The 19,800-nt window shown below is 64.9% G+C and carries 20 protein-coding genes; 6 read left to right on the top strand and 14 right to left on the bottom strand.

Features of this window, described 5'->3' with window-relative positions:
• Window positions 1-168: 168 nt before the first annotated feature.
• The 5 genes from ACVW17_RS14580 to ACVW17_RS14560 all read right to left on the bottom strand — a co-directional run bounded on the left by ACVW17_RS14580 (window position 169) and on the right by ACVW17_RS14560 (window position 6,104).
• Window positions 169-1,020 carry an outer membrane protein gene (locus ACVW17_RS14580; protein ID WP_456752413.1) on the bottom strand — a complete coding sequence of 284 codons (852 nt, stop codon included), beginning with the start codon at window positions 1,018-1,020 and terminating at the stop codon, window positions 169-171.
• Between the two features lie 307 nt (window positions 1,021-1,327).
• Window positions 1,328-2,584: an MFS transporter gene (locus ACVW17_RS14575; protein ID WP_456752412.1), complete on the bottom strand. Its 1,257-nt coding sequence runs from the start codon at window positions 2,582-2,584 to the stop codon at window positions 1,328-1,330.
• A gap of 231 nt (window positions 2,585-2,815) precedes the next feature.
• Window positions 2,816-4,147 (bottom strand): IS1182 family transposase, encoded by a 1,332-nt coding sequence (locus ACVW17_RS14570; protein ID WP_456756305.1) that lies wholly within the window; start codon window positions 4,145-4,147, stop codon window positions 2,816-2,818.
• A gap of 220 nt (window positions 4,148-4,367) precedes the next feature.
• Window positions 4,368-5,714, bottom strand: a complete 1,347-nt coding sequence (gene glmM, locus ACVW17_RS14565; protein WP_456752411.1) for a phosphoglucosamine mutase — start codon at window positions 5,712-5,714, stop codon at window positions 4,368-4,370.
• Window positions 5,715-5,930: 216 nt separating this feature from the next.
• A complete protein-coding gene (locus ACVW17_RS14560) occupies window positions 5,931-6,104 on the bottom strand; it encodes a hypothetical protein (RefSeq protein ID WP_456752410.1) in 174 nt (57 codons plus the stop codon).
• 136 nt (window positions 6,105-6,240) lie between these two features.
• Here ACVW17_RS14560 and ACVW17_RS14555 point away from each other — a divergent pair, with 136 nt between their 5' ends.
• Window positions 6,241-7,377 carry an alpha-hydroxy acid oxidase gene (locus tag ACVW17_RS14555; RefSeq protein ID WP_456752409.1) on the top strand — a complete coding sequence of 379 codons (1,137 nt, stop codon included), beginning with the start codon at window positions 6,241-6,243 and terminating at the stop codon, window positions 7,375-7,377.
• 158 nt (window positions 7,378-7,535) lie between these two features.
• On the opposite strand, the gene ACVW17_RS14550 is transcribed toward ACVW17_RS14555, so the two are convergent.
• From ACVW17_RS14550 to ACVW17_RS14515, 8 genes are all read right to left on the bottom strand, one after another.
• Window positions 7,536-8,144: a hypothetical protein gene (locus ACVW17_RS14550; protein WP_456752408.1), complete on the bottom strand. Its 609-nt coding sequence runs from the start codon at window positions 8,142-8,144 to the stop codon at window positions 7,536-7,538.
• A 171-nt stretch (window positions 8,145-8,315) separates the two neighbouring features.
• Window positions 8,316-8,894 (bottom strand): hypothetical protein, encoded by a 579-nt coding sequence (locus ACVW17_RS14545; protein WP_456756419.1) that lies wholly within the window; start codon window positions 8,892-8,894, stop codon window positions 8,316-8,318.
• Between the two features lie 117 nt (window positions 8,895-9,011).
• A complete protein-coding gene (locus ACVW17_RS14540) occupies window positions 9,012-9,854 on the bottom strand; it encodes a shikimate dehydrogenase (protein WP_456752407.1) in 843 nt (280 codons plus the stop codon).
• A 31-nt stretch (window positions 9,855-9,885) separates the two neighbouring features.
• Window positions 9,886-10,527 (bottom strand): YoaK family protein, encoded by a 642-nt coding sequence (locus ACVW17_RS14535; RefSeq protein WP_456752406.1) that lies wholly within the window; start codon window positions 10,525-10,527, stop codon window positions 9,886-9,888.
• 202 nt (window positions 10,528-10,729) lie between these two features.
• The gene (locus ACVW17_RS14530) at window positions 10,730-12,778 is read right to left on the bottom strand and encodes an elongation factor G (RefSeq protein ID WP_456752405.1); all 2,049 of its coding nucleotides are present in this window, start codon (window positions 12,776-12,778) and stop codon (window positions 10,730-10,732) included.
• Window positions 12,779-13,071: 293 nt separating this feature from the next.
• Window positions 13,072-13,554 carry a DUF992 domain-containing protein gene (locus tag ACVW17_RS14525; RefSeq protein ID WP_456752404.1) on the bottom strand — a complete coding sequence of 161 codons (483 nt, stop codon included), beginning with the start codon at window positions 13,552-13,554 and terminating at the stop codon, window positions 13,072-13,074.
• Between the two features lie 260 nt (window positions 13,555-13,814).
• Entirely contained in the window at window positions 13,815-14,336 is a 522-nt protein-coding gene (locus tag ACVW17_RS14520) for a DUF992 domain-containing protein (protein ID WP_456752403.1), read from the bottom strand.
• A 254-nt stretch (window positions 14,337-14,590) separates the two neighbouring features.
• Window positions 14,591-15,793: a pyridoxal phosphate-dependent aminotransferase gene (locus ACVW17_RS14515; RefSeq protein ID WP_456752402.1), complete on the bottom strand. Its 1,203-nt coding sequence runs from the start codon at window positions 15,791-15,793 to the stop codon at window positions 14,591-14,593.
• 633 nt (window positions 15,794-16,426) lie between these two features.
• On the opposite strand from ACVW17_RS14515, the gene ACVW17_RS14510 reads away from it, so the two are divergent.
• The 3 genes from ACVW17_RS14510 to ACVW17_RS14500 all read left to right on the top strand — a co-directional run bounded on the left by ACVW17_RS14510 (window position 16,427) and on the right by ACVW17_RS14500 (window position 17,652).
• Window positions 16,427-17,077 carry a glutathione S-transferase family protein gene (locus ACVW17_RS14510; protein ID WP_456756418.1) on the top strand — a complete coding sequence of 217 codons (651 nt, stop codon included), beginning with the start codon at window positions 16,427-16,429 and terminating at the stop codon, window positions 17,075-17,077.
• Window positions 17,078-17,257: 180 nt separating this feature from the next.
• Window positions 17,258-17,434, top strand: coding sequence for a hypothetical protein (locus ACVW17_RS14505; RefSeq protein WP_456752401.1), 177 nt, complete (start codon window positions 17,258-17,260; stop codon window positions 17,432-17,434).
• A gap of 62 nt (window positions 17,435-17,496) precedes the next feature.
• Window positions 17,497-17,652: a hypothetical protein gene (locus tag ACVW17_RS14500; protein WP_456752400.1), complete on the top strand. Its 156-nt coding sequence runs from the start codon at window positions 17,497-17,499 to the stop codon at window positions 17,650-17,652.
• A gap of 10 nt (window positions 17,653-17,662) precedes the next feature.
• On the opposite strand, the gene ACVW17_RS14495 is transcribed toward ACVW17_RS14500, so the two are convergent.
• Window positions 17,663-18,016, bottom strand: a complete 354-nt coding sequence (locus ACVW17_RS14495) for a DMT family protein (RefSeq protein ID WP_456752399.1) — start codon at window positions 18,014-18,016, stop codon at window positions 17,663-17,665.
• 211 nt (window positions 18,017-18,227) lie between these two features.
• On the opposite strand from ACVW17_RS14495, the gene ACVW17_RS14490 reads away from it, so the two are divergent.
• Both ACVW17_RS14490 and ACVW17_RS14485 read left to right on the top strand, forming a co-directional pair.
• Window positions 18,228-19,043 (top strand): PAS domain-containing protein, encoded by an 816-nt coding sequence (locus ACVW17_RS14490; protein WP_456752398.1) that lies wholly within the window; start codon window positions 18,228-18,230, stop codon window positions 19,041-19,043.
• Window positions 19,044-19,135: 92 nt separating this feature from the next.
• Window positions 19,136-19,597, top strand: coding sequence for an N-acetyltransferase family protein (locus ACVW17_RS14485; protein ID WP_456752397.1), 462 nt, complete (start codon window positions 19,136-19,138; stop codon window positions 19,595-19,597).
• Window positions 19,598-19,800 lie beyond the last annotated feature (203 nt).

Raw genomic sequence — 19,800 nt, 5'->3', positions numbered from 1 at the left:
GAATGCGCGCTGATCATCGCCTGTTAACCTTAACCAATCGTTGTCGCCGACGGATTTCGAGCACGCAAGTTGCAGAACTTCGCGAGGACGAGACGCAAAGCAAAAACGGCGCGGGATGATCCCGCGCCGTTGCAATCGTTAACCGTGAAGGGCCGAAATTAAGCCTTATCAGCCCTTGCGGATCAGCGGGGGCGGCGGCGGCGGAGGCGGCACGTCGCAGCACGGCAGGTTGAAGCGCACGCCGAGCTTGACGTCCTGCGAGGTCATGTCGCGGTACTGGAAGCTCGAAGGCCCGGTCGGCGTGTTGTCGAAGAAGTGACCCTGGCCCTGCCCGACGGTGCCCATGTCGAGGTAGCGATAGGCCAGTTCAACCGTGAAGTTGTTGGTGACCTTGTAGGCGACACCGGCATGCAGCGCCCAGGCGAAGTTGGTCTTGGTCGCACCGTCGGCGATGTAGGAGCTGGTCAGGCCGGACCCGCTCGGGAACGTCGCATTGTCGGAGAAGGCCGAGGTCTTGAGCACGGCGGCACCGACACCGGCACCGATGAACGGGGTCAAGCAACCCCAGGTGCCGAGATCGGCGTAGACGTTGACGAGGCCGACCCAGCTCTGGACGCCGCCATGATAGGTGTCGGCCAGCGAGCTCGGCCCGGGGAACGTGAAGAAGTCGGTGCCGTTGAAGCTCACCTTCGAGCGATACTCACCGGTGATGTCGGCGCGGAACCAGCTGTTGAACTGATAGCCGACGCCGAGGCCGAACAGCATGCCGCTGTCGAAACCGTGGCCGTACTGGTTGAACGCGGTGCCGGCCGGCAGCGTGTCGTAGGCGTTGACGTGCAGCTTGGCCTGGGTGTTGGTCATGCCGATATCGCCGCGCAGATACCATCCGCCGAAATCCTGGACCGGCGGGGGAGCATACGCCATCGGGGGCGGCGGCATGATGGGCATGTCGGCGGCGAACGCCGCCGAGGACAACAGAGATGCCGCTCCTGCGGCAATCAGGGTCTTTACGCTACGCATTGGCTTCGTCCTTTTGGGCCAAGTGAGGCGACACGAAAGCCCCACGTCTGAAACTCACGGGCGGACGATGGCAGCAAATGTTTAAGCGGCACTTAACCCTAATTTTTAAGGTTGATTTTCTCTCACCTATTTCCGTGGCTGTTGCTTATGGGTCCATAAATGCGCGCGCGTGCCGTGAAAAATGGCGACCTCGCCACAAGTGCTAATGAAGCGTTGACGCAAGGCGCGCCGTTTGCGGCGCACGCAAGCCGGGCTCGTTAGCGAATGCTTAATCGGGGCGAAGCGTACGCCCCCGCCGCCGGGAGGCTCAGCGAACCGCCTTCGGCATCTTCGGCAGGAACACCGCGAGCAGGCCGATCGCCGGCAGGAAGGCGCACAGCTGATAGACGAAGGCGATTGAGGTGTGGTCGGCGAGCTTGCCGAGCACGGCAGCGCCGAGACCACCGATCCCGAACGCAACGCCGAAGAACACGCCGGAGATCATGCCGAAGCGATGCGGCATCAGTTCCTGCGCAAACACGATGATCGCCGATGTCGCCGACGAGATGATCACGCCGATCACCACCGTGAGCACGGCGCTGGCGAACAGTCCGGCGTAGGGCAGCGCCAGCGTGAACGGCAGCGCGCCGAGGATCGAGAACCAGATCACGTATTTGCGGCCGAAGCGGTCGCCGAGCGGCCCGCCGATGAACGCGCCCGCGGCGTTGGCGGCAAGGAAGATGAAGAGATAAAGCTGCGCGGCCTGGGTCGAGACGCCGAACCTGTCGATCAGATAGAAGATGTAGTAGCTCGACAGGCTCGAGACGTAGAGCTGCTTGGAGAACAGCAGCGCGACCAGCACGATGAGCGCGATCATCACGCGCCGCTGATCCGGATGGTCCGGATGCCGCGCGATGGCCGTAGCCTTCTTGCCTGCGATCTGCGGCTTGTACCAGACGCCGATGCGCCACAGGATCACGATGGCGAGGAACGCGATCGAGGAGAACCAGGCGATCGAGGGCTGGCCGAACGGCACCACGATCAACGCGGCGAGCACAGGCCCCATCGAGGTGCCGAAGCTGCCGCCGAGTTGGAACACCGATTGCGCGAAGCCGTAACGTCCGCCGGACGCCAGCCGCGCGATGCGCGAGGATTCCGGGTGGAACACCGCTGAGCCGAGACCGACCAGCGACGCCGCGATCAGGATGATCCCGTAACCATGGGCGACGCTGAGCAGCAGCAGCCCGAAGAAGGTGAAGCCCATGCCGATCGACAGCGAGAACGGCTGCGCCTTCTTGTCGGTGAAGTGCCCGACCAGCGGCTGCAGCAGCGACGCCGTAAATTGAAACGCCAGCGTGATCATGCCGATCTGCGCGAAGTCGAGCGCGTAATTGTCCTTCAGGATCGGGTAGACCGAGGCGATCAGGGACTGCATCGTGTCGTTGAGGAAGTGCGAGAAGCTGATGCCGGCAAGCACGACATAGGCCGGCCCGGCGGCGGCCACTTTCGTGGCCTGCGCAGAGGTCAGTTCGGCGACCTCCACCGGTTCGCCCAGTGCCTGTTCGCTCACGACGGGTTTGTTCACTGCAGCATTCCCGGATAGTTTCGCAAAAATACCTCCGCGTCGTACGACGCGAAGGTGAGCCGGACCAGTTGCGTTAGCCGATGGCAGCGATGCGCTGTGGGCTCCGCAACAACAGTGCGGCCTCCCGTCATCCTGAGAGCTTGTGACGGATTCGGCTCCTGCGGAGTTTTTGGCGGCTGTTCGTCGCAGCAATTGGCAGGTTTGAGTTCGAGTTCGGCGATGACCCGTTGTTTAGGCTCTGGAGAGGCGGTTGCCTTGCAGGATGTTGTTGACGAGGGCGTACCAGAGCACGACGGCACGGACCTTTTCGATGCCGCGCACGGTCAATTGCCGCAGGTCCCAATTGCGCCAGCGGGCATGGATGCACTCGCAGATCGACCGGGACCTGTATCGGGCCTTGCCCTCTTCGCTCGCCATTCGCGCACGCCAGGCCAACACCCCCGGACCGTCGCCGCGCCGCGGTAGATAGGGATCGGTACCGTGCTTGGATTGAGTGGGCGGACAAAAGATATCGATGCCCTCGGCATAGGCCCATTCGATGTCCTCGGCACTGCCAAAGCCGCCATCGACGAGATGGTCCTTGGGCAACCCTCCGGGCCGCGCACGCTGCCGCTCCAGCATGGGACGCATCAGGCCGCGATCGGATCCGATGTTGCAAATTCTGGTGTCGACGACGATCTGCTCGCCGGCCACGCTCGTCACCTGCACGTTGTAGGCGGGGCGGAAGCCGCCGTTCGCCATCTTCATGACCCGTGCATAGGCGTCCGTCGTGGAGGCCCGCGGCTCCTTCGGCGTCTTGCCGTTGCCGCGACTTTCTTCGCGCTCCTTGCGCTGCTGCTTGATCTCGGCGAGCGCCGTCTGCGCCGCCTTCACCCGCGCGCTGCGTTCCCGCGCGGCCCGCTCCTTGGCTGCCCGGGCACGCTTATTGCTGGCGTCCGAGCGTGTGTCGACCTCGCGCTTGAGGTCTTCCACCACGGCCTCAGCCTGCGCCAAATGCTTATCCAGCGTCGCCTCGCGCCGGAACGAGGCGGCCCCGGCGCTGGCCCGGACCCGCATGCCATCCTGCGCCAAGGTCTCCAGATCGACGAGACCGGCCTTTGCCAACGCTGCCAGATGCTCACTGAGCAGTCGGTCAAGCAGATCGGCGTTGCCGACCCGGAAGTCCGCCAGCAGGTGATAGTTCACCGACACCCCGCCGCACAGCCAGCGATAGGCATCGTGGCTCTCGCACAGCCGCTCCAACGCCCGCGCGCTGCCAACGCCTTCGCTGGCGGCATAGAGCCACAGCGCCAGCAAAAGCCGGGGCGAGGTCGCGGGGTGACCGGGACGATCGCCGCGAGCCTTGATCCGGTCCTCCAACTCACTCAGATCAAGCTCTTCGACATAAGACCAGATCAGCCGCACCGGATGGTCTTCCCCGATCAGGCTCTCAATATCAACCGCTCGCAGCGCAATCTGGTCGCGCTGGGGCTCACGCAGCCGCGGAGCGCCGGGCAAGCCCGCTTCGACTGGTGGCTTCGCCTGCTCCGGCAGGTCCCCAAACAACTCATCGGCAGCCAACATCACCTCCCGCGAATCCATCATCGCCAGAGAATCACACCGCGCCGGCTTTCGGCTATAATGCTCGCTGAAACCCCAAAAAAATCACACCCTCTGAGGAGCGGCCACTTGGCCGCGTCTCGAAGGATGAATCGGCCACCGGCCGGGCCGTGCATCCTTCGAGACGCGCGCAAGGGCGCGCTCCTCAGGACGACGGATCACGAGCTGATGCGGCCGGACGCCCTTACGCCGCCGCGGCGTGGCCGAGGGCGCTGACGATGTTGTCGACCACCTCTTCCACCAGGATGCGGTCGTCGCCCTCGCCCATCACCCGGATGACGGGCTCGGTGCCGGAGGGACGGATCAACAGGCGGCCATGGCCGTTGAGGCGCTTCTCGCCGTCGGTGATCGCGGACTTGACCTCGGCATCGTCGAGCGGCTTGCCGCTGCGATAGCGCACGTTCTTCAGGATCTGCGGCAATGGTTCGAAACGCCGGCAGATCTCCGACACCGGGCGGCGCAGCTTCTGCACCACGGCCAGCACCTGCAGCGCCGCGACGAAGCCGTCGCCGGTGGTCGAATAGTCCGACATGATGATGTGGCCCGACGGCTCGCCGCCGAGATTGTAGCCGCCGCTCAGCATCTGCTCGAGCACATAGCGGTCGCCGACCGGCGTGCGGACCATCGAAAGCCCGATGCTTTGCAGGAAGCGCTCCAGCCCGAGATTGGACATCACGGTCGTGACGATGCCGGGCTTGGCGAGACGCCCCTCTTCCTTCCAGCTCTGCGCGATCACCGCGAGCAGCTGGTCGCCGTCGACGATGTGGCCGCGCTCGTCGACCAGGATGACGCGATCGGCGTCGCCGTCGAGCGCGATGCCGATATCGGCGCGCATCTCGCGCACCTTGCGCGACAGCGCTTCCGGCGAGGTGGAGCCGCATTCCTTGTTGATGTTGAAGCCGTCGGGCTCGACCCCGATCGGCACCACGTCGGCGCCCAGCTCCCACAGCGCCTCCGGCACCACCTTGTAGGCCGCGCCATTGGCGCAATCGACCACGACGCGCAGGCCGTCGAGCGAAAGATCGCGCGGCAGCGTGCGCTTGGCGAATTCGATGTAGCGGTCATGGACGCCGTCGATGCGGCGGGCGCGGCCGAGGCTCGCGCTCTGCGCCAGGCGGCGATCGAGCGATTCGTCGAGCAGTTGCTCGATCTGCTTCTCGACATCGTCGGAGAGCTTGAAGCCCTGCGGGCCGAACAGCTTGATGCCGTTGTCCTCGAACAGATTATGCGACGCCGAGATCATGACGCCGAGATCGGCGCGCATCGACTTGGTCAGCATCGCGATCGCCGGCGTCGGCATCGGGCCGACCAGCAGCACGTCCATGCCGACCGAGGTGAAGCCCGCGACCATGGCGTATTCGATCATGTAGCCGGACAGCCGCGTGTCCTTGCCGATCACGACGCGATGGCGATGGTCGCCACGCTGAAACACCAACCCTGCGGCCTGCCCCACCTTGAGCGCGAGCTCCGGCGTGATCAGCCCATTGGCGCGGCCCCGAATTCCATCGGTCCCGAAATATTTGCGGCTCATGATACCCCCAAGGTGGACCTCTCGAACCACCCGGCGAGAGCGTCCCGAACGCCTACCAGTGTAGCGTGCATCGGCCTTATAGACTGCCAGGCGCTAAAATGACTTCAAAAAATATGATGAATCATTACCGCGGCCGAACCGCCTCTTTCGACCTTAAGGCACTGAAAATATATCATTATTTCTCTTTCGGCAATCCCCGGGAAGGCGCGCTGTCCCCTACCCTTTGCCGTCGCGCTTGACGTGCCGGTCGCCCTTGGTGGGGGCCGGCTGGGTGACATTGACGGGATCGGAACCAGGAAACGTCTCCTCAAGCCCCTCTTCCAGGGCCTCGTCGAGCCGGCGCTTTTCGGCGCTGTCGTCTGCCTTCGGCTTGGAGCCTGATTGCGTCATCGCACTCTCCCATCCGTCTCCGATTTGGCAGGCCACCCAACCATGTTAGATGACGGCAAGACCGAACAGCTGCAAGGCTGATTACCGGGACTCGTTACATAGAACTTGCGACATAGAAGAAGGGCCGGGAACGTCCATGAAGCACATTACCTGCATCGAAGACCTGCGCCAGCTGCACAAGCGCCGGGTGCCGAAGGCGTTTTTCGACTATGCGGATCGCGGCTCCTACACCGAGGATACGCTGCGCGCCAATTCCGAGGACCTGCAGCAGATCAAGTTCCGCCAGCGCATCCTGGTCGACGTCTCCAGGCGCAGCCTCGCGACCACCATCCTCGGCGAGCCCTCGGCGATGCCGCTGATCCTGGCGCCGGTCGGCCTGCTCGGCATGCAGCATGGCGACGGCGAGATTTACGCCTGCCGCGCCGCGCAGGCGGCCGGCATTCCCTTCACCCAGAGCACGATGTCGATCTGCTCGATCGAGGACATCGCAGCCGCCGTCGACAAGCCGTTCTGGTTCCAGCTCTACGTCATGAAGGACCGCGGCTTCATCAAGTCGCTGATCGAGCGGGCGATCGCAGCCAAGTGCTCGGCGCTGGTGCTGACGGTCGACCTCCAGGTGATCGGCCAGCGCCACCAGGACATCAAGAACGGCATGACGGTGCCGCCGGAATGGTCGCTGTCGAAGCTGATCGACTTCGCGACCAAGCCGGCCTGGGTGTCCGGCGTACTGCAAGGCAAGCGCCGCACCTTCGGCAACATCGCCGGTCACGTCAAAGGCATGGACGACATCGTCAAGCTGTCGGAATGGACCGCGTCGCAATTCGACACCACGCTGAACTGGAAGGATATCGACTGGATCCGCAGCATCTGGCCGGGCAAGCTGATCCTTAAAGGGATTCTCGACGTCGAGGACGCCGAACTCGCCGCCAAGAGCGGCGCGCAGGCGATCGTGGTCTCCAACCATGGCGGCCGCCAGCTCGACGGCGCACCGTCCTCGATCGAGGTGCTGCCGGAGATCGTCGACGAGGTCGGCTCCAAGCTCGAGATCATGTTCGACGGCGGCATCCGCACCGGCATGGACGTCATGCGCGCGCTCGCGCTCGGCGCCAAATCCTGCATGATCGGCCGCGCCTATGCCTACGGCCTCGGCGCCGGCGGCCAGGCCGGCGTCGCCAAGGCGCTCGACATCCTCGGCAAGGAGCTCACCACCACGATGGGCCTGTGCGGCATCAACACCATCGCCGAGATCGACGACAAGGTGCTGGCGGTTTAGGGACAGCTCTCCCTTCCCTTCTCCCCTTGTGGGAGAAGGTGGCGCGGATGAAATCCGCGACGGATGAGGGGTCTCTATCCGCGGAGACAGACCCCTCACCCCGCTTCGCTTCGCGAAGCGACCCTCTCCCACAAGGGGAGAGGGTGAAAGAGCAAACCTCACATCGGCGGCGCAATTCCATCGCGGCCGACATTGACGCGGTTGGCTTCCAGCGTGCCGTCGTCCTTCTTCACCGCGCCGAAGATGATGATCTTGGCGCCCGGCTTCAGCTCCGACTTGTCGCCGGAGACGAAGGTGACGACCGGGGTACCCGGCGGCACCACGACCTTCTTCTCACCGTCCTTGTATTTCACCGTGATGTTCTGACCGTCGGTGCCCTTCACGGTCTCGGCGACGGTGGCGTTGGTCATGGTCGAGTTGGCGCGCAGATCCCACGGGCGGAAGCCCTCGGCGGCGCCGCGCTGGTTCTCCGGGAAGATGTGAACCGCGATCGCCTTCTGCGTTCCGTCGGGCTCGGGCATCGCGGTGACGCCGATATAGGAACCGGGCTTGATCTCCGACAGATCGGTCTTGGCAACGCCGAACACCGCGACATTGTCCGTCGTCCGCACCTTCATGTCGGCACCGTCGCGCGACTTGATCGACAGCATGGCGCCGTCGACGGCCTCGATGGTGCCGCGAATGCGCACCGTCGGCGGCTGCTGTGCGGAGGCGACGGAAGCAAAGGCAACGACAAGCATTGCGGCGAAGAGCGGCAATTTCGACATGGTGTCCCTCATGGGTTGGCTGGCGAATCAGGGAACACCGGGGAGTTGGTGGTATTCCGTGCAAGCCACAACTCCGCGCGGGAGCGGCGGCTCGCAGGACAACTACGCACGGGACCGGCGGCCCGTTACTGCGGTAACGGACAGGTGATGCTGCGCAGCCGTCGCAGCCCGTCACATCGGCGGCGTGAGGCCGTCGCGGCCGACGCTGACGCGATCGGTCTCCAGCGAACCATCGGGCAATTTCTTCATGAAGGCGATGATCTTGGCACCGGCCTTCAGGTCGGCCTTGTCGCCAGGAACGTAGGTCACGACCGGCGTATCGGGTGGGACCTGGACCGTCTTCTCGCCGTCCTTGTACTTGACCTGCAATGTATGACCGTCATTGCTGACCACGGATTGCGCGACGGTCGCATTGGTCATGCTGCTGTTCGGCTTCAGATCGTAGGGGCGCGAGCCTTCGCCGGTGCCGCGCATGTTCTCCGGGAAGACATGCACCTCGACCGCCTTCGGCGTGCCGTCGGGGCCGGGCACGGTGGTGGTGCCGATGAAGGAACCGACCTTGATGTCGGACAACGCGATCTTGCTGAGACCGAGCACCACCATATTGCCCGTCATATGCAGCTTGACCTCTTCGCCGCTGCGCGACTTCACCGCCAGCGTATCGCCGTCGACGCTTTCGACGGTTCCGCGCACGCGGGTCGGCGTCGGCGGCTGCTGCGCGAGCGCGTAGAGCGTGGATGCCGTCACCATCGCAAGCGCAATGAACGGACGAACGAGATGGAAACGGCGGGCAGTCATGCTTGATCTCCGGGAGGGAACGCGGGGGGACTAACACGAGACCCCGCCCCGGAGACGCTATTCCAGGCCTCAAGTCTTTGTGAGATCGGCTTCGACGATCGCACGCAATTCCGGCGTGACCTGCGGGCGCTGCCCGAACCACAATTCGAAACCGCGCACCGCCTGGTGCAGCAGCATGCCGAGCCCGTCGGCCGTCTTGAGGCCGCGTGCCTGCGCGGCGGCCAGCAGCGGCGTCACCAGCGGCACATAGACAATATCAGAAACAACCGCGCCCTGGGCCAACAGCCCGACATCGATCTCGAGCGCCGGCTGGCCGTGCATGCCGAGCGACGTCGTGTTGACGAGCAGGCCTGAGCGCGGCAGCAGCTCACCGACCTTGTCCCAGGTCGTGGGATGAACACGCGCGCCATATAGTTCTGCCAGCGCGCGGGCGCGATCGATGCTGCGGTTGACCAGATGGACGCGCGCGATGCCGCGCTCGATCAGGCCGAACACCACCGCGCGCGACGCACCGCCGGCCCCTAACACCAGCGCGTCCTCGGTCTGGTCCCAGCCGGGCGCACAGGCGTCGAGATTGTTGATGAAGCCTTCGACATCGGTGTTGGTCGAGCGCAACTCGCCGTCGGCAAACCAAAGCGTGTTGGCGGCACCGACCGCGCGGGCGCGCTCATCCGGCGCCGTCAGCGCCAGCGCGTGTTCCTTGTGCGGAATGGTGACGTTGGCACCGACGAAGCCGCGCAACGACAGGCGGAACAGGAAATCCTTGAAATCCTCCGGCGGCACCGCCTCGATCACGTAGCCGCCCTCGAGGCCGAGCGTGCGCAGCCAGTAATGATGGATCAGCGGCGAGCGGGAATGCGCCGCCGGCCAGCCGATCAGGCATGCGGCGCGGGTCTTGGTTGCGGAGGTCATGACCGTGACATCGGCCAAGGCGGGCGCGCTGTCAATCCGTCCGCTTCGCGGTTGCGGCAACCAGCGCGCTGAGGGCGAACGCGGTGGCCGCGGCGAACCAGATCGCACCGAGATTGATCCAGTGGTAGGCCAATGCGCCGGTGAGCGCGCCCGCGACCAGCGCCGCCCACAGCAGGACGTTCGGCAGCCAGGCCCGGGGCGCGCCGCCGGTCAATGCGGCTGCGATGAGCTGACCGGCCTTGATCAACGCTCCGGTGACATAGGTCAGGCCGAGCCCGGCCCCGCCTTCAAGCTGGAACACCGCGTTCTCAAGCCCCATCGCCAGCACGATGGCCGCGACCGCAGCATTCGGCAGGCCGTAGGCATAGGCCAAGGCCGCTGCCGTCAGCAGCAGCCCCTCGCCGAACAGGATCACCGGCTGCCGATGCGCGATGCGGCTGAGCACGACGAGGCTGCCGGCCGCAGCCCCCGCGACGAACAGCACGATCAGCGCCAGCGCCTCCATCGCGTGCTGCCAATGCCCCTCGGCCAAGGTCACGCCGAGCCGCGTCGAGTTGCCGCTCATGAAGGAGACGAACAGCCCGCCGAGATGCAGATAGCCGATGCCGTCGACATAGCCGGCCAGCGCGCTGAGCGCACAGGCCAGCGCCAGGTTGCGGCGGGATTCAAGCATGGGGGCGGAAATCGCTGCCTTTGTTCAGAGCGACAATGTTCATGAAACCGATCGGCTTGGGAAGAGAAGGAAGAGAAGCCCCCCTCCCCGTCATTCCGGGGCGATGCGACAGCATCGAACCTCAGATGCGCAATTGCGCATCGGGGAATCTCAAGATTCCGGATTCGCTCGCTGACGCGAGCGCTCCGGAATGACGGTAATATCACGCCGCGTCGCGATGCGCGGCGATGATCTGGTCGGCGGCGCGGCCCGTCACCTCGGCCATGCGGTCGAACTGACGGGTGAAGGTGCCGGCGCCTGCGGTCGCCGAGCGCAGCTCGACGATGAGGTCGCCGATCTCGGATTCCGGCATCGTGGCGCGAACGCAGTCCCAGCCGCTCCAGCCCTCGCGGGTATCGAAGCCGAGGATCTGGCCGCGGCGCGCCGACAGGATCGCGTTGATCTTGGCGGTCGCATCGGTCGGACAGACGATCTCGACCATGTGAATCGGTTCCAGCAGCACCGGTTGGCACTGCGGCAGCCCTTCGCTGACGCCGATCCGCGCCGCGGTGCGGAACGCGAGATCGGAGGAGTCGACGCTGTGATAGGAGCCGTCGGTCAGCGTGACGTCGACGTCGATCACCGGGAAGCCGAGCGGTCCCCGCGCCAGCGCGTCAACGACGCCCTCCTCCACCGCACCGATATAATTGCGCGGCACCGCGCCGCCGACCACCTTCTCGTGGAATTCGAAGCCGCTTCCGCGCGGCTTCGGCTTGATGTCGAGCACCACGTCGCCGAACTGACCGTGGCCGCCGGACTGCTTCTTGTGCCGGCCGCGCTGGGTGATGGCTTTGCGGATGGTCTCCTGATAGCCGATCGCCGGCGGATGCGATTTGACGTTGACGCCGTAGCGGTCCTTCAGCCGCTCCTGCGCGACGCGCAGATGCATCTCGCCCTGTCCCCACAGCACGGTGTCGTGGGTGCGCGGGTTCTGGATCATGGTCAGCGAGGGATCCTCCTCATTCAGCCGCAGCAGCGCCTGGCCGAGCTTGACGTCGTCCTTGCGGTCGATCGCGGCGATCGAGATCGACAGCACCGCCGCCGCCGGTTCGACCTTGACCAGCGATGCCGGCGCCGTCTTGCCGCTCGAGACCGTATCGCCGGTCTTGATCGCATCGAGCTTGCCGAGCGCAACCGTGTCGCCGGTCTCGGCCTGCGGCCGCTTGCTGTCATGCGCGCCGGAGACCGCGAGGATGCCGGAGACCCGTCCGCTCTCGCCGGATGAGGATTGCAACGTCGCACCGTCGTCGAGCCGGCCCGCCAGCACGCGCGCCAGCGACAGCTTGCCGCCGTGCTGCAAATGCACGGTCTTGAACACATAGGCCAGCGCGTCCTTCTGATCCTTGACGCCGAGCCGGCTGGCGGTCTCGGCGACGCCGGGCGCTTCGTGACGCAGCGCCTTCATCAAGCGAAGCACGCCGTTCTCGCGGCTCGCGGCACCCAGCAGCACCGGACAGATCAGCCCTTCGCGCAGTTCGCGGGCGAGATCGTCGAACACGGCATCGCGCGGCGGCTGGATATCCTCCAGCAGCTGCTCCATCAGCGCGTCGTCGTGATCGGCGAGCTTCTCCAGCATCGAGAAGCGGGCTTCCTTCTCGCGGTCGAGATTGCCGCCCTCGAGCGCCATCACCTCCGACGGCTTGTGCTCGCGATAGACGAAGGCGCGCTCCAGCGCGAGATCGACAAAGCCCTCGATCAGATCGCCGTTCCAGATCGGGATCTGGCGCAGCACCAGCGGCACGCGCGACGCCGGCTGCAGCGTCGCAAGCGTCTCGCGGACGCGCTTGTTGGCGCGATCGATCTTGTTCAAAAACAGGAAACGGGGAATTGCGAGCTCCTCGAGCTCGCGCAGGATGATCTGCAGCTGCGGCAGCTTCTTCTCGTCAGCCTCGCAGACCACGACTGCGGCATCGACGGCCGGCAACGCGGCACGCATGTCGTGCGCGAATTCGATCGAGCCGGGGCAATCGATAAAGGTGTAAGTGTCCCCCATGAAGCTGGTGGTGGCGGCGGTCAGGCCTACGCCCATCTTGTGTTGGCGCGCCTCGGGGCTGGCATCGCCGACGGAGGTTCCGGCATCGACGCTGCCGCATGACTTGATGGCGCCGGTGCGCGCCAGGATAGCTTCCAGAAGTGTGGTTTTACCGCTTTGGAAAGGGCCCACCAGCGCGATGCACCGTGGACCTCGGGGACTTCTGACGTCTTGTCCCATTGCCGCCTCCTCGTTTTGGAGCTCGGCCCATGATTGGGTCGGCGACCGTTCATGCTCTGCCTGCGTTTGACTTTTGGCAAGCGGGAAAACGTCGCTGCGGTGCGGCGTCGCGCAGGTTTGCGATGGCGGAGCGAAGCGACGAAGCGCCCGGGATCGTTGCCGAAGAAGTCCGAGGCTTCTTCGGCGGATTGCAGAACGGTGTGCGGGATCAGAGCGTGATCCGGAAAAGCGCCAAGCGGTTTTCCCGCGACAAACGCGGAACGCGTCTGTGCGGAGATCATGCTTGGACGGCTTTAGCGGCCCGGACGCAGCTCCAGGCTTTCGAGGCCCGCGGCGACGTTGACGCCGACCTGACCCTGCACGCTGAGCGGCTGCAGGGCGATGGTGTTGTCGGAGCCGCCGACCAGCACGTTGCCGCCGACGCCGACACCGAGCGTCGCGCTGCCCTGTGCGCCGGCGTAATTGCCCGAGAGCGCACCCGGTCCGAGCCGTTCCACCGGTGCGTAGACGCCCCAGGCCAATGCCGACTCCTGCGTGATGCCGAGATCGATGCCGACCTTGTGGATGGTCGCGATGTAGCGATCCTCAGGCATGCCGTTGGCGCGCAGCACGCAGCCGAGGTTGGTCACGGAACCGACGATGAAGCCGATGCTCGCGCCACCGCGGCATTCCAGGACACCGACCTGCACGCGCTGGCTCGGCTGTTGGGCGTTGACGCCAACGATTGCGGTCAGCGTGGCGATGGCGGCACCGGCGAGGAGAGTGAAGCGACGCATGTTGCGGGGTCTCCGGCTGAGAGGCATGACGCGAGCAGAGAACAGAACGGCGCCGTGTCTGCGGCGCCGTTCGCATCCTATGCCATAACATCGAATGGTCAGCCAGAATTTGCGGTGCCCGGCCACCGATTGTTGGGGGATGTTGCGGTGCTGCTATGTTCCACCGGGCCTGCCGCTCTGGCCGGGCAACGGACAGCAAACCACCGACAACAAAAAAGAGGCCCGCTTTGGCGGGCCTCCCTGATCGAACACCGGCCGACTTAGCGGTGGTGATGGTGACGGTGATGGCGATGATGACGGCGCGGACCGTAGGCAACCGGCTCGAGATCGATCCCGGCGATGCCCGCCGCAACGTTGAGGCCGGTCTGGCCCTGCACGCTGATCGGCTGCAGCGCGTAGGCGTTGTTCGGGCCGCCGAACAGGAAGTTACCGCCGGCGCCGAGGCCGACCGAGGCGTTGACGCCGACGCCGCCGTAGCTGCCGGCGAGCGCACCGCGCGGAAGCTGCGTGGTCGGGGCGCTGACGGCCCAGGCGAGCTGGGTGGTCGCGGTGACGCCGAGGTCGACGCCGATGCGCTTCACGGTCGCAACATAGGGCTCGGGGCGGCGGCCGCCGCTCTGGAACACGCACTCGAGGCGGGCAACAGAGCCGACGACGAAGCCGACGTTCTCGCCGCCCTGGCATTGCAGAACCCCGGCCTGAACCTGCTGAGGTGCCGCGTTGGCGGTGGCGAACGGCGCCAGCAACGCAAGCGCTGCAAGGGTGAGAGTCGAAAGTCGCATTATCTGTCTCCGCAAGGTGAACTGAACTGGAATTTGTGCGGCGGACACAATGCAAGGCTCGTGTCCAAAACAAGGCAGTTCGCAAAGCGGCCGTAAAAACTTCCCGCGTGTGGCATCGATGTTCGCACACACGCGCGTGAAGTGAGCAGCTTGTGATTTGACTCTGCGATTTTACCGGCAGGCGATTGAACGCCACAAACAAAAACGCTCCCGCATTCGGTGCGGGAGCGTTTCTTCTATTAACTCAGAAACAATTAACGCAGATTGCCGCAGAAGCGCTGGATGCGCTTGCAGGCATCCTCGAGATCCGAGGTCTTGGTGGCGTAGGAGATACGGAACGCCGGTCCGAGACCGAACGCCGATCCCTGCACCACGGCGACGCCTTCGCTCTCGAGCAGCTCGGTGACGAACGCCTCGTCATTGTCGATCACCTTGCCGGTCGGCGCGGTCTTGCCGATCGTGCCGGCGCAGGACGGATAGACGTAGAACGCGCCTTCCGGCCGCGGGCACTCGATGCCGCTCGCCTGGTTGAGCATCGACACCACGAGGTCGCGGCGCTCCTTGAACACCTTGTTGTTCGCGGCGATGAAGTCCTGCGGACCGTTCAGCGCCTCGACCGATGCCCATTGCGCGATCGACGACGGGTTCGAGGTCGACTGCGACTGGATCGTCGCCATCGCCTTGATCAGCTGCGCCGGGCCGCCGGCATAGCCGATGCGCCAGCCGGTCATGCAGTAGGCCTTCGACACGCCGTTCACGGTCAGCGTGCGGTCGTACAGGCTCGGCTCGACCTGCGCCGCGGTGGTGAAGACGAAGTCGTCATAGACGAGGTGCTCGTACATGTCGTCGGTCATCACCCAGACATGCGGATGCCTGACCAGCACGTCGGTCAGCGCCTTGAGCTCGCTCCTGGTGTAGGCCGAGCCGGTCGGGTTCGACGGCGAGCACAGGATCACCCACTTGGTCTTCGGCGTGATCGCCTTGTCGAGATCTTCCGGACGCAGCTTGAAGCCGGTCGAGGCCGGGCACACCACCGCGACCGGCTCGCCGCCGGCGAGCGCGACCATCTCGGGATAGCTGACCCAGTACGGCGCCGGGATGATCACCTCGTCGCCCGGATTGATGGTCGCCATCAGCGCGTTGTACAGCACCTGCTTGCCGCCGGTGCCGACGATGATCTGGTTCGGCCTGTAGCTCAGGCCGTTCTCGCGCGAGAACTTGTTGATGATGGCTTCCTTGAGCTCCGGAATGCCGCCGACATCGGTGTACTTGGTCTTGCCGGCCTCGATCGCGTGGATCGCAGCCAGCTTGATGTTGGCGGGCGTGTCGAAGTCCGGCTCGCCGGCGCCGAGGCCGATGACGTTGCGGCCCGCGGCTTTCAGCGCGCGTGCCTTGTCCGTGACCGCGATCGTCGCGGACGGCTTCACACGGTCGAGCGCAGCGGACAGGAAGGCCATTATCATCTCCTGGCAAACGTCGTGAGCGGTTGGGCCACGACTTGATTTGAATGGGATCGCGGCACCCTAGGCCGGTCGCCGCTGCACCGCAAGAAGCTTCGCGGTAAAGCACGAAAACTTTCACGCACGGCTCGCGACACGCGCAATATTGCGCAAGTTCCGGAGCCGAATGACTCATATCCGGCAAGCGCGGCCGTGGCCGCTAGCGCCCTGTCGGCAAGCCCTCCGGCGGCATGCACCGATGCGGATTGCTCCGAGGACAATGTGCCGCGCGGCGCTTGCCCGACGGCGGCGACCGGGAGGCCATCAGGCGCAGCGGCCGGGCCGTCTCGCGATCGGAATGGCGCGTTAACGTTGGTGAATTTGCAACGTGCCGGGCCATAGCGTCGATCATGGCAATTGATCAGGCATCGACCGGCACCGTGCACACGTCGCGCAACCGTGATCCCCGGTGTTCGGCCGTGTTGATGGAATCGTTCTGCACGCGTGCAGTGCGGTAGAGGTTTCGACTTTTTCCACTCTCCAGGGCTTGCGACACCCCTCTGTCGGCATCATTGTTTAGCGGCGTTGCGGTGTGACAGGCCGCGCAATCTCGAGCGTACCGTCTCCCTGATCCGAGTGAACACCAACGCAATGTACAAGCTCTATTCGATGCAGCGCTCCGGCAACAGCTACAAGGTCCGGCTGGCGCTTGCCGTGCTGAACACGCCGTACCAGGCAGTCGAGATCGACATCCTGCGCGGCGAGAGCCGCACCCCGGACTTCCTGGCCAAGAATCCGAGCGGCCAGGTGCCGCTGCTCGAGGTCGCCGACGGCCGCTATCTCGCCGAGTCCAACGCCATCCTCTGGTACGTTGCGATCGGCACGCCGCTGGCGCCGGAGTCGCGGATCGAGCGCGCCGAGGCGCTGCAATGGATGTTCTTCGAGCAGCATGCGCTGGAGCCGAATATCGGCGCCGCCTATTTCTGGCTCTCGCTGGTCAAGGGCGGGCGCGACCTGCAAACCCATTCGCTGGAGGACTGGATGGAGCGCGGCTATGCGGCGCTCCAGGTGATGGAGAACCACCTCAAGGGGCACACCTACTTCGCCGCCGAGCAGTTCACCGTCGCCGACATCGCCCTCTACGGCTACACCCATGTCGCCGACCGCTGCGACTTCGACCTGACGACTTTCCCCTCGATCCGCGCCTGGCTGAAACGGGTCGAGCAGACCCCCGGCTTCGTCTCGATGGACTGGCAGCCCGACGCCGCCGAACCGCAGGCCCGCCTTGTGGCAGGCCTCTGAACAATGGGGGTTGGATAGCGGGAAGAACGGGGAAACTGCCTGAACAGCGGGCAAAACCATCCCTTTTGCCGTATTTTGGCCATTTTCGGGGGGCTTCGCCGCCGCAATGTTGCCGGTGACCATCGGCAGATTCGCTCGGATGTCGCGAGTGATTCGCTCGCGGCCTGAGGGATTTAGACCATGACACGGTGGTCCGGCACGGCAGGCTTCCACGGCCGCCCTGCCCCGGTGGCATCGTCCCGGCTGACGAACGCGATCGCCGCGTCGCTCGCGCTTGGCGCGCTGACGCTGTGCCTGGTCGTCGCGGTGACGGTGCTGTCGAGCAACCTGAGCATGGCAATAGCGATCCCGGCGTAATCAGACAATTCCAGTTGGCACCTTGATCCGCGGCAAGGCGCGGGAGGGACAGCGGCGCGACCATGATGAAGACCCCAGTCGGACTTGTGACCGTGACGCTGTCGGCGGCGATCCTGCTGGCCGCGTCGCTCCTGATCGTGACCGGCACCCAGGGCGAAGACCGCGCCCACCCCGCGCCGGTGACGGCCCCCGCCGCCAAGCCGGCTCCGCATCGCTAGCGCAGCGGCACTAGCTCCATTTGTGGAAGATGAAGAACGCGCCGGCGGCGATGAAGGCAAATCCGAGCGCGTGATTCCAGCCCAGCGGCTCCTTCAGGTACAGCACCGAGAAGGCGGCGAACACGACCAGCGTGATCACCTCCTGCATCGTCTTGAGCTGCGCCGCCGAGTAGACCGCGCTGCCCCAGCGATTGGCGGGCACCGCAAGCCAGTATTCGAAGAAGGCGATGCCCCAGCTCACCAGGATGACCAGGGGAAGCGAATGATCCTTGAACTTGAGATGGCCGTACCAGGCGAAGGTCATGAAGACGTTCGAGGCGAACAACATCAGGATCGGCAGCAGCGACGGCGAAATGGCGGGCATCGATGTCCTCTTGAAAGCAAAGCAGGCGGCAACCCGCAGGCCCGGAACCGGGTTCCATGGCGATCTGCATAGCATTTGATTTGAAAGCAGCGAAAGCTGGTTCAGCCCGCGCAAGATGCGCTTAACGGTCGAGACCGAAATGCCGGCGCCGTTGCGGCGCTGTCGTCAAACTAACGCTTTATCGTTTGTTCGACAGATAGCGAGAACGCGCATGCGGTTCGACTGGCGTGCCATTTCAGGTCCGGCCCTGACGGCGATCGCGGCGCTTGCCGCCTTCCTGATCGATCGCCTGATCGTCACCGTCCCCAATCCGGCGCCGCTGTTCGTCTGCATCGTGGCGCTGGCGAGCTCGATCAGCGGCATCACGTCCGGGCTGATTTCCGCTGCGATCGCGGTGGCCGGCTCGGCACTGTTCTTCCTCGATCATCGCGCGCTGCCCGGCTACGACACCGCCGACGTCGCGCGAATGCTGCTGCTGGCGGCGACCGCGGCCGGCACCGCCGTGATCACCGGCATGCTGCGGCAGAAATGGATCGACGCCTTCGCCGCCGACCGGCAGCATCACGCCACCTCGGAGCGGCTCGCCGCCGCGCTCGACCAGGTCGACATCGGCATCGTGCTGCTCGACGCCGACACCCGCGCCGAATTCATCAACCGCGCCTTCCGCGATTACTTCGCGCTATCGGATGCGCAGGCCGAGAGCAAGCCGCCCTTCGTCGCGCTGATGTATCATGGCCGCGACACCGGCGCCTATGAACTGCCGGAAGACGAGCTCAGCGCGTTCATCACCGAGCGCATCGCGATGATGCGTTCAGGCGATTCCACGCCGATCAACCTCAATCTCGCCGACGGCCGGGTGCTGCGCTTCAGCTGCACCGCACTGCCCGACGGCGGCCGCATGCTCAGCTATACCCCGGTGACCGACCTGGTGCGGCACACCGACGATCCGGCAAGGGCCGATGAATATCGGGCACAGCGCGCCGGGCCCGAGCGGCATCCGGCGCGATTGCTGCGCGCCGCGAAGTGAGGCGCGACCTCCACAATTGATCCCGCGGGATAGCGACGGTAGAAGCTTGCGAGCGATGCACACGCATCGTGCAATGCGGGATCATCCACCCCATGTCCGACGACGTCACCATCCGCTTCGTCACATCAGACGATTACGCCCAGTGGCTTCCTTTGTGGGACGGCTACAACGCCTTCTACGAACGGTCCGGACCGACCGCGCTCGCGCCCGAGATCACCGCGATGACGTGGCAGCGCTTCTTCGATGCCTACGAGCCGGTGCATGCGCTGGTCGCCGACGCCGGCGGCACGCTGCTCGGCTTGACGCACTATCTGTTTCATCGCTCGACCACGGCGATCGCGCCGACCTGCTATCTGCAGGATCTCTTCACCAGCGAGGCCGCGCGGGGCAGGGGCGTCGGCCGCGCCTTGATCAACGGCGTCTACGCGCAGGCCAAGCTCGCGGGATCACCGCGCGTCTACTGGCAGACGCATGAGACCAACCACACCGCAATGCAGCTTTATGACAAGGTCGCGGACAGACCCGGCTTCGTGATCTATCGCAAGATTCTCTGAGCGCGCATGCGCGGCCTGTGGATCGAATAAAGATGTCACCGGCACGTTACAAAGCCCGGCTAGGCTTCGCCCTGCGTAAGATCAGGCCCCCCGTCTCAGATCTTCGCCCCGAGCGGTCCCCGTCAGTCGCCGCGTCTGACCGGGACCGCTTTTTACCGCACTGCTTTCGTGACATTCCGTTTGTGACACTGCCCGCGCGGCAG

Source organism: Bradyrhizobium sp. USDA 4473 (genome assembly GCF_054063335.1).
This window is presented reverse-complemented; position numbering and strand designations above follow the sequence as displayed.